The organism is uncultured Formosa sp., assembly GCF_947500765.1.
Taxonomy (GTDB): Bacteria; Bacteroidota; Bacteroidia; order Flavobacteriales; family Flavobacteriaceae; genus Formosa.
In genome coordinates, this window is record NZ_CANMTH010000052.1 from 1 (window position 1) to 775 (window position 775).

The following is a 775-nucleotide window of genomic DNA, read 5'->3' on the forward strand; positions in this document are numbered from 1 at the left end:
GTATGTCATTTTATGGGACAACCTCAAGAAACGCGTCACATTTGGATGCAAAACGATCAAGCTATAATTTCACCACCATGGTCAATTCACTCAGGTTCAGGAACGTCAAATTACACATTTATTTGGGGAATGGCAGGAGAGAATTTAGATTATAACGATATGGACGTTGCAAAAATAACAGAATTAAGATAAAAATTAAAAACATAAAAAAGATGTCAAGTAATTTATTTGATTTAACAGGAAAAGTAGCACTTATTACAGGTGGCGTTCATGGTCTAGGAATGGCTATGGCAAAAGGATTAGCAAATGCCGGGGCAACCATAGTGGTAAACGATTTATCTCCTGATGCAATCGATAACGCTCTTAAAGAATATACAGCAGACGGAATAACAGCTCATGGTTATGTATTTAATGTAACGGACGAATCACAAGTTATATCAGGGATTGCCAAAATAGAATCAGAAGTAGGTCCTATCGATATATTAATCAACAATGCCGGAATCATAAAAAGAACGCCTATGATTGATATGGAGGTAGCCGACTTTGCAGCCGTAATAAATGTGGATTTAGTAGCTCCATTTATTGTATCAAAAACAGTAGCCAAAGGTATGATTGAACGAGGCGGAGGAAAGATTATAAACATTTGTTCAATGATGAGTGAATTAGGTCGAGATTCTGTTAGTGCCTATGCCGCAGCGAAAGGCGGATTAAAAATGTTAACCAAAAATATGGCAACAGAATGGGCTAAGTTTAACATTCAAACAAACGGAATAGG

General features: G+C 36.8%; 1 protein-coding gene and 1 pseudogene. Both read left to right on the plus strand.

What is annotated here, in order from left to right:
* Positions 1-192, plus strand: a pseudogene (locus Q1B05_RS18560) (5-deoxy-glucuronate isomerase); the annotation flags it as partial.
* 20 nt (positions 193-212) lie between these two features.
* On the plus strand, positions 213-775 hold a 563-nt coding region (locus tag Q1B05_RS18565; protein ID WP_299782954.1), incomplete at its 3' end, for an SDR family NAD(P)-dependent oxidoreductase.